Origin of the sequence: Myxococcus sp. AM011, from assembly GCF_013372595.1 — a bacterium.
Classification (GTDB): Bacteria; Myxococcota; Myxococcia; order Myxococcales; family Myxococcaceae; genus Myxococcus; species Myxococcus eversor.
Genome location: NZ_JABXEM010000113.1, coordinates 24,893 through 32,556 on the forward strand (window position 1 = coordinate 24,893; position 7,664 = coordinate 32,556).

Below are 7,664 nucleotides of genomic sequence, written 5' to 3' on the forward strand. Positions count from 1 at the left end.
GGAGGCCGTCTTTGGCGAGGAGGGATGAGAGTCTCAAGAACAAAGCTCCAGGAGGCAGCGGGCGCCCTCGTTTATGACACAAGGCGCCAGGACCGGGGACCCGGCCCCCTCTCGGGGAGCCGACACAAGGGCCAGTAGCGGGCCCACGAGGCATACGGAGCGACGCGGAGTCCCCGGTCACCCGCCCCGTCGATACGGGGCCCTCCGGCGCCTCCCACCGATAATCGGTGGGAAATCCAGGGACGACACAGGGCCGTAAGGAGGGGCAATGCGCTCCGTCATGCGGCCCCGTCACAGCGTCCTGGGTGTCGTGCTCGCACTGGCCTGTGGTTGCAGCCGGGGCCCCGACACCGCGTCCGCGCCCTTCACGCCCCAGAGCGACACGGAGGTCCTGGAGCAGGTGCCCGCCCGGGCCACCGACGCCCGTGCCCGCGAACGCGCCGCCCTGCGACAGGAGCTGGACGCCCAGCCTCGCCAGTTGGAGCTGGCCGTGCGATTGGCTCGCCTGGAGCTGAAGGAGGGACGCGCCCGGGGAGACCCACGGCACCTCGGGTGGGCCCAGGCCGCGCTCGCGCCCTGGTGGGACGAGCCCCGGCCGCCGCACGAGGTCCTCCTGCTGCGCGCCACCCTGCGCCAGAGTCGCCACGAATTCGACGCGGCCCTCGCGGACCTGGACGCCGCCCTGCGCGAGGACCCGAGGGATGCCCAGGCCTGGCTGACGCGCGCCGTGGTGCTGGGTGTCCGGGGCCAGCACGCCGAGGCGGAGAAGAGCTGCGCACCGTTGGAAACCCTCGCGGGAGCGCTCACCGCCACCGTGTGCCGGGCGCAGGTGGACAGCGTCGCGGGACACTCGGGGCGCGCCTATGCGCGGCTCTCCGAGGCCATGTCCCGACGCGGGGCCCTGGGCAGCCCGGAAGAGCAGGCCTGGGCGCTGTCCACCCTGGGGGAGGCCGCTGCTCGCTCGGGAGACACCCGACGCGCGGAGCTGCTCTATGCGCAGGCGCTCGCGGCCGACCCGGATGATGCGTACACCCGCGCTGCGCTCGCGGACCTGCTGCTGGACTTGAACCGGCCGGCCGAGGCCTCGCGGCTGATGAAGGACCACGCCACGGATGACGGCCACCTGCTGCGCCGCGTGCTCGCCGAGACGGCGCTGGGCTCGGCGGAGGCAGCGACACTCACCACCGAGCTGGCCTCGCGTTATGCGGCCAGCAGACTTCGTGGGGACACCTTGCACGGGCGTGAAGAGGCCCGGTTCGCGCTGCACGTGGAGAAGGACGCGAACAAGGCGCTGACGCTCGCACAGGCCAACTGGGAGGTGCAGCGCGAGCCCTGGGACGTGCGAATCCTCATGGAGTCCGCGCTCGCGGCCGGAACGCCCGACGCGGCGAAGCCCGCCCTCACCTGGCTCGAAGCCATCGCCTGCGAGGACCCGGGACTCCTGGCCCTCGCCACGCGCCTGAAGAAGGCAGCGCCATGAATCGCTTCCTCGCCCTGCTCGTGCTGCTCCCCTCCATGGCCTTGGCCCACAAGCCGAGCGACAGCTACCTGCGCCTCGAACGCGCCCCCCACGGCTTCACCGGTCGATGGGACGTGGCGCTCAGGGACCTCGACGCGGTGCTCGGCCTCGACTCCAACGGAGACGGCGCCCTGGCCTGGGGCGAGGTGCGCGACCGGCAGCAGGACATCACCCGTCACGTCCTCTCGCGACTGTCCGTGGGCACGGCCGGCGCGCCCTGCCCCACCACCCCCGAGGGCGCGCTTCGCGTGGCGCGGCACTCCGATGGGGCCTATGCGGTGCTCGACTTCCAGGCGGCCTGCCCCACCTGGCCCTCCGCGTTGACGCTGGACTACACGCTCCTGTTCGACCGCGACCCGCAGCACCGAGGCATCATCCAGGTGGCCGGCGGACAGGGCCAGGGCACCCTCGTGCTCTCCGCGTCCCACCACACCGTGGACGTGCCGCTGGCGAACCTGTCCGCGTGGAGCCACTTCGGCGGCATGGTGCTCTCTGGAATCGAGCACATCTGGGCGGGCCTGGACCACCTGCTGTTCCTGCTGGCGCTGCTCCTGCCCTCCGTCCTGAAGCGCTCCCCCGAGGGCGGCTGGGAGCCCGTGGACCGGTTCGGCCCCGCGCTGCGAGACGTCGTGAAAATCGTCTCGGCCTTCACCGTGGCCCACTCGCTCACGCTGAGCCTCGCCGCGCTCGGGCTGGTGGCGCTGCCCTCCCGACTCGTCGAGTCCGCCATCGCGGTGAGCGTCATCCTCGCGGCGGCCAACAACGTCTTCCCCTCTATCCGAGGCACCCGCTGGGCCGTCGCCTTCGCGCTGGGCCTGCTGCACGGCTTCGGCTTCGCGTCGGTGCTCGCCGACCTGGGCCTGCCCGCGGAGGGGCTCGCCACCACGCTGCTGGGATTCAACGTGGGCGTGGAGTTGGGGCAGCTCGCGTGTGTCGCCGTCTTCCTGCCCGTCGCCTTCATGCTGCGCGGAGCGACGGTGTATCGGCGCGCGATTCTCGTCGGCGGCTCGGCGGCAATCGGACTCATCGCCTGTGTGTGGCTCGCGGAGCGGGCCCTGGACGTGAGCGTCCTGCCGCTCTGACCCATCCAATCGCGTCGCACCGCCGTAATACATGCACCACCGGATGCGCGGCGCCGTCTGGGCCCGCCGGTGGGACTTGCCCCCCAACGCAGTGTGGAGACACGCATGCAAAGACGACAACTCGCGGGCGCGCTGGCGCTCGCGGCGGCGCTACTCGTACCCACCGCCCAGGCCTCCAGCCACCGTGAAGCCCCCTTCATCACCCGGATGCCCAAGGTCGACGCCACCGACTTCTACATGTTCCGCAGCTATGAGCCGGACCGTGGGGACTTCGTCACCCTCATCGCCAACTACCTGCCCCTCCAGGACGCGTACGGCGGCCCCAACTACTTCTCGTTGGACCCGGATGCCCTCTACGAAATCCACGTCGACAACACCGGGGATGCCATCGAGGACCTCACCTTCCAGTTCCGCTTCACCAACAACCTCAACGGCGCCAACGGCATCACCCTGAACGTGGGCCCGGCCGGCAACACCAAGAGCGTGTCGGTGCCCTTCACCAACGTGGGGGCCATCACCACCGCGGACCGGAGCGCGCAGAACGTCCAGGAGAACTACACCGTCAAGGTCGTCCGAGGCCCCCGCCGCGGCGCGGCCGGACAGGACGTGACGAACACCGCGGGCGGCGCCACCGTCTTCGCCAAGCCGGCGGACTACGTGGGCACCAAGTCGCTGGGCAACGCCGCCACGTACGAGACCTACTCCCGCCAGCACATCCACAACGTCAACATCCCCGGCTGCACCGGCACCGCGAAGCTGTTCGTGGGCCAGCGCCGCGAGCCCTTCGCGGTGAACCTGGGCCCCGTGTTCGACCTGGTGAACGCCCCGGCGGCGGTCATCATCGACCCGAGCGCGCGCGGCGCCGTCCCCAATCCGCTGGCGAAGAAGAACATCACCACGCTGGCCCTCGAGGTCCCCATCTCCTGCCTCAAGGCGGGCACCCAGGACGTCATCGGCGCGTGGACCTCCGCCAGCGTCCGTCAGGCGCGCGCCATCAACCCCACCGCCTCGTATACGGCGCCCTCGCGTGAAGGTGGCGCGTGGACGCAGGTGAGCCGCCTGGGCATGCCGCTGGTCAACGAGGTCGTCATCGGCATCAAGGACAAGGACCGCTTCAACGCGAGCGAGCCGAAGAACGACGCCCAGTTCGCCGACTACGTCACCCACCCCACGCTGCCCGCCATCCTGGAGCTGCTCTTCAGCGCCGATGGCGTGAGGGCACCCACCGTCTTCCCGCGCGCGGACCTGGTGGCCGCCTTCCTCACCGGCGTGGCCAACGTGAATGCGAACGGCTCCACCGCGGAGATGCAGCGGCTCAACACCGCGCTGCCCGCCACGGCGAAGGCCGGACAGAACAACCTGGGCGCCGCCGCGTGCTTCGTCAACGGCCAGCTCACCCTGAACAACCCGGGGTGTGACCCGGCGGGTTTCCCCAACGGTCGCCGCCCTGGCGACGACGTGGTGGACGTGGCGCTGCGCGTGTCCATGGGCTACCTGCTCGCGGACGACACGCAGGCCCCCGCGCGCAACATCCCGTTCCACGACGCGGTGCTCCAGGATGCCTCCCAGTTCGACGCCGTCTTCCCCTACCTCACCACGCCTCAGGCGGGTGCCAACGGCGACGGGACGTGAGCCCATGAGCACGCTCCGAGCAGTGGCCTGTGTCGCCATCCTTGGCACCGTCCTCGCCTACACGGGATGCACCAACGACGACCACGACCCGCCGCCCTTCCCGCCCCATCCGGATGCGGGAACGAACACGGACGCCGGGACGGATGCCGGCACCGACGCGGGGACGGACGCGGGCGTGGAGTTCACCGCCTTCGTCAGGGACCTGGTCATCAACCAGACCTCCGACACCACGACGCCGGTGACGCTCGACGACAAGAACTTCGTGGACAGCGCGCCCGCGGACGCGTTCGCCCCGACGTTCTTCCAGCCCTGAGCCCACCCCCGCCACACCAGACATGAAGCAACCGGGCCGCGGACACTGATGTGTCCGCGGCCCTTCTCATTTTCTTCGCATGTCTCCATGCGCCAAGAAACCGAGAGTCATTACGCAGCGCGGCGTCACGTGTCTGTTTCATTACGCTTTATTTCAAAACATTCCGAATAATTCCGGATGGGTTAAAAATAAACCTCAACCCGAGACGCAGGTGCCGGCAACGGCACAATACCCGACGAATTCCACCTCGTGGAGGGACGTGTCTGGCCAAAGCCAGAGATGCCCCCCGGGTGTCGGAAACCTGCATGCAACAAGGAATCCACAGCCATGTCCTCCATCCGAACTGTTTCCGTGCGCGCCCTCCAGGGTGCGTTGATGACCTCCCTGTGTCTGAGCTCGGCTGCTCTCGCCAATGACACACAGCCCGCCGCGAGCAGCGAAGAGGCTCACTGGGGCTATGCGCAGACGCTGAGCCCCGAGCACTGGGACGAGGTCCCCGGCGCGGCGATGTGCTCCACCGGCGTGCAGCAGTCCCCCGTGGCGCTGTCCACGTCCGGCTCCGCGCACACCAACGTGGCGGCGCCCAGCTTCCACTACGGCACCAGCCGGGTGCGCATGGTCAACAACGGCCACACCGTGGTGTTCAACTACGACGCGGGCAGCACCATCACCGTCGGCTCCAACGAGTACAAGCTCGCGCAGTTCCACTTCCACACCCCCAGTGAGCACACCAAGGACGGCGTGAGCTATCCGCTCGAGGTGCACCTGGTTCACACCGACGCCGCTGGCACGCCCAAGGCCGTCGTGGGCGTCCTCATCGAGGAGGGCTTCGTGAACGCGGCGCTGTTCACCGCATTCCGTCACCTTCCCCGGCACGAGGGTGAGGAGAGCAACCCGACGGGCGCGCTCCTCAACGCCAGCGCGCTCCTGCCCTTCAACCGCGCCTTCTTCCAGTACGCCGGCTCGCTCACCACGCCCCCCTGCAGCGAGGGGCTCCAGTGGTTCGTGATGAAGAACCCCATCCAGATGTCCGACGCGCAGATCGCCGCGTTCGAGCGGATTCCGCACATCAACCCGAACAACCGTCCGGTGCAGCCGCTGAACGGCCGCACGGTCGGCGTTCAGTCCGCCCACTAGTCTGGCTGACGCGGCCTCGGGGCTGCCCCCGGTTGCCCGACATGCCCTCCATGGAGGGCACTGGGATGGAGTGCTCGCGATAACCACCCGACGGGTTCTGGAACATGTGACTCCAGGACTCGTCGAGGGCCGGCCGGGGTCGCGCGCGGCTCGACTCAGGCCGGTGCGTCGTTCAAGCTGGGCGTGGCGCAGGGACAGGCTGCCGTGATGGGTCGTCTTGAGCTGTCCGCAGAAGGGGATGCCCCCCGCCGCGTTCACCGCCGCGAACCCCGACATGCGGACTGAGGCGCGACAGGTACCCTCCCAGCCAGGCCGTCCCTCGCGCTGGGGTCAGAGGCGGATCAGCGTGATGGGCTTCTTGCCCACGACCAGGCCCTTCTGCTTGCCGAGTTCGGTGACCTTCCAGCGAACAGCGCCCCAGACAATCTCATCGCCTGCCTTGATGTCCAGGGGCAACGGGGTGTCTATCTTGTGATTCGTGTGAAGGTCATTCAGCAGGCCCTTGAGGGCCCCCCCTCTGGGGATGCTCGGGAAGTGCACGAAGTGGAAGGGCTCGCTCTCCGGGGCCTTGGGTGCCTTCACGGACACCACCTGGAGATTCGCCGCATCGCAATCACTCACGCCCGCGGCCTCCGTCACGCATTCGACATGGACCATGGGGAAGGTCGCATTCGCCGCGACCCATTGCCAGAACGGGACATGTTCGGGCACGTCGTCCCGCCAGACAGGGGCAACACGGTCAAATGGCGGGGAGACGCTGGCGGAAGCACCGGACGACGAGGACGACGAGGACGACGAGGACGACGAGGACGGTGCCGGCGCTTTCTTTTTCGTCGAGGCCTTGGATGGCACCAGGGTGGCGCAGAGCCGGGAGAGGCAAGCACTCGGCATCTCCTCCCAGGGGACGTTCCTGGAGCACAGCCAGAGGAGGTCTCGCACCATGTTGGGCCCGGTCAGGTCGAGCGTGGAGCGGGTGGTGTTGTTCTTCCAATAGCCTTCGAGCAGATGATCGGGGTCGAGCTCGAACGTCTCGCGTGGGGACCTCCACCCAATGAGTCGATAGGCCAGACGAATGGTCTGTCGCATGGCATCGATGAGCGGACTGCGGGGAGCCGCCGCCACGATGCAGTTGCTGAGATAGAGGCTCTTGTCGGTATAGGCCGGGGTCGTGGCGATCAGCTCGCGACCGGGCCAGGCGGCCGCGGACGCCGCGAACTTGCGGTCCGGGGTGATTCCCACCAGGGCGCCCGAGGCATCGACCTCGAGTCTTCCGAGCGCGGAGAGCAGGTCGATGTCGACGTCCATGTAGACCCCTCCGTAGTTGTAGAGCACCTCGTAGCGGAGGATGTCGGACGCCGAGGCCGCGAACATTCCGCGCAGGGTCAGCTCCTGGTCATAGGCATCCATGTTGAGGAAGTGCATGCCCGTCAGGAACTCGTGTGAGCGGAGGTTGCAGAGCCTGAATCGTTCGGGGTGCGCGCGCTCCAGCGCACGCAGGGGCTCCAGGTCATCGGCCGCTTCGTTGATGAGGTCCTTGGCCAGGGCGAGCTTCTCGTCCGGGGACATCCCTTGCGAGAGGACTCGCAGGTTGTGCAGGTCACGCCCATGGCGGACCGTCCCACGCACCTTCAAGGGGTCCTGCGCGGCACTGAGCTCGTAGTGCGCGCGCGCCAGGGGGTATTTCTTCAGAATCTTGCGCAAGTGCATGTTGTAGACGTGCGCGTCGTCCCACCAGATCCACACCTGATGGTCTGGCGTGGCCTGGGTCTTCTCCAGCCAGCTCGTGATTCCCTGGAGGGTCTTCGTCGTCGCGATAGGTCCTCCGCCGGCCCAGGTCCCGTGGATGATTTTGGGAATGGGACTGAGCCCGGGCCTCCCCCGCGCGGAGGGTGCTGGACCTGGAGGACCTGAAGGGCTTGGAGGTTTCGGCGGGGCGAAGGGAACGGGCAGCTTGGGGGGAGGCCGGCTGTCACGCCTGGGG

At 68.5% G+C, this 7,664-nt stretch carries 6 protein-coding genes; 5 read left to right on the top strand and 1 reads right to left on the bottom strand.

All coding sequences use genetic code 11. The features are described 5' to 3' along the window. Positions 1-268 precede the first annotated feature (268 nt). From HUW62_RS23255 to HUW62_RS23275, 5 genes are all read left to right on the top strand, one after another. Positions 269-1,480 (top strand): tetratricopeptide repeat protein, encoded by a 1,212-nt coding sequence (locus tag HUW62_RS23255; RefSeq protein WP_176435659.1) that lies wholly within the window; start codon positions 269-271, stop codon positions 1,478-1,480. Then, the gene (locus HUW62_RS23260; protein WP_176435660.1) at positions 1,477-2,601 is read left to right on the top strand and encodes a HupE/UreJ family protein; all 1,125 of its coding nucleotides are present in this window, start codon (positions 1,477-1,479) and stop codon (positions 2,599-2,601) included. The genes HUW62_RS23255 and HUW62_RS23260 overlap by 4 nt, the downstream gene beginning before the upstream one ends. 105 nt (positions 2,602-2,706) lie before the next feature. Next, entirely contained in the window at positions 2,707-4,233 is a 1,527-nt protein-coding gene (locus HUW62_RS23265; protein WP_176435661.1) for a DUF4331 domain-containing protein, read from the top strand. A gap of 4 nt (positions 4,234-4,237) precedes the next feature. Continuing rightward, positions 4,238-4,546 carry a hypothetical protein gene (locus tag HUW62_RS23270; protein WP_163870302.1) on the top strand — a complete coding sequence of 103 codons (309 nt, stop codon included), beginning with the start codon at positions 4,238-4,240 and terminating at the stop codon, positions 4,544-4,546. 327 nt (positions 4,547-4,873) lie between these two features. Further along, positions 4,874-5,683 carry a carbonic anhydrase gene (locus HUW62_RS23275; RefSeq protein ID WP_163870340.1) on the top strand — a complete coding sequence of 270 codons (810 nt, stop codon included), beginning with the start codon at positions 4,874-4,876 and terminating at the stop codon, positions 5,681-5,683. A gap of 330 nt (positions 5,684-6,013) precedes the next feature. On the opposite strand, the gene HUW62_RS23280 is transcribed toward HUW62_RS23275, so the two are convergent. After that, positions 6,014-7,664, bottom strand: a 1,651-nt coding sequence (locus HUW62_RS23280; protein WP_217911497.1) for a TcdA/TcdB catalytic glycosyltransferase domain-containing protein, incomplete at its 5' end; no start/stop codon positions are given.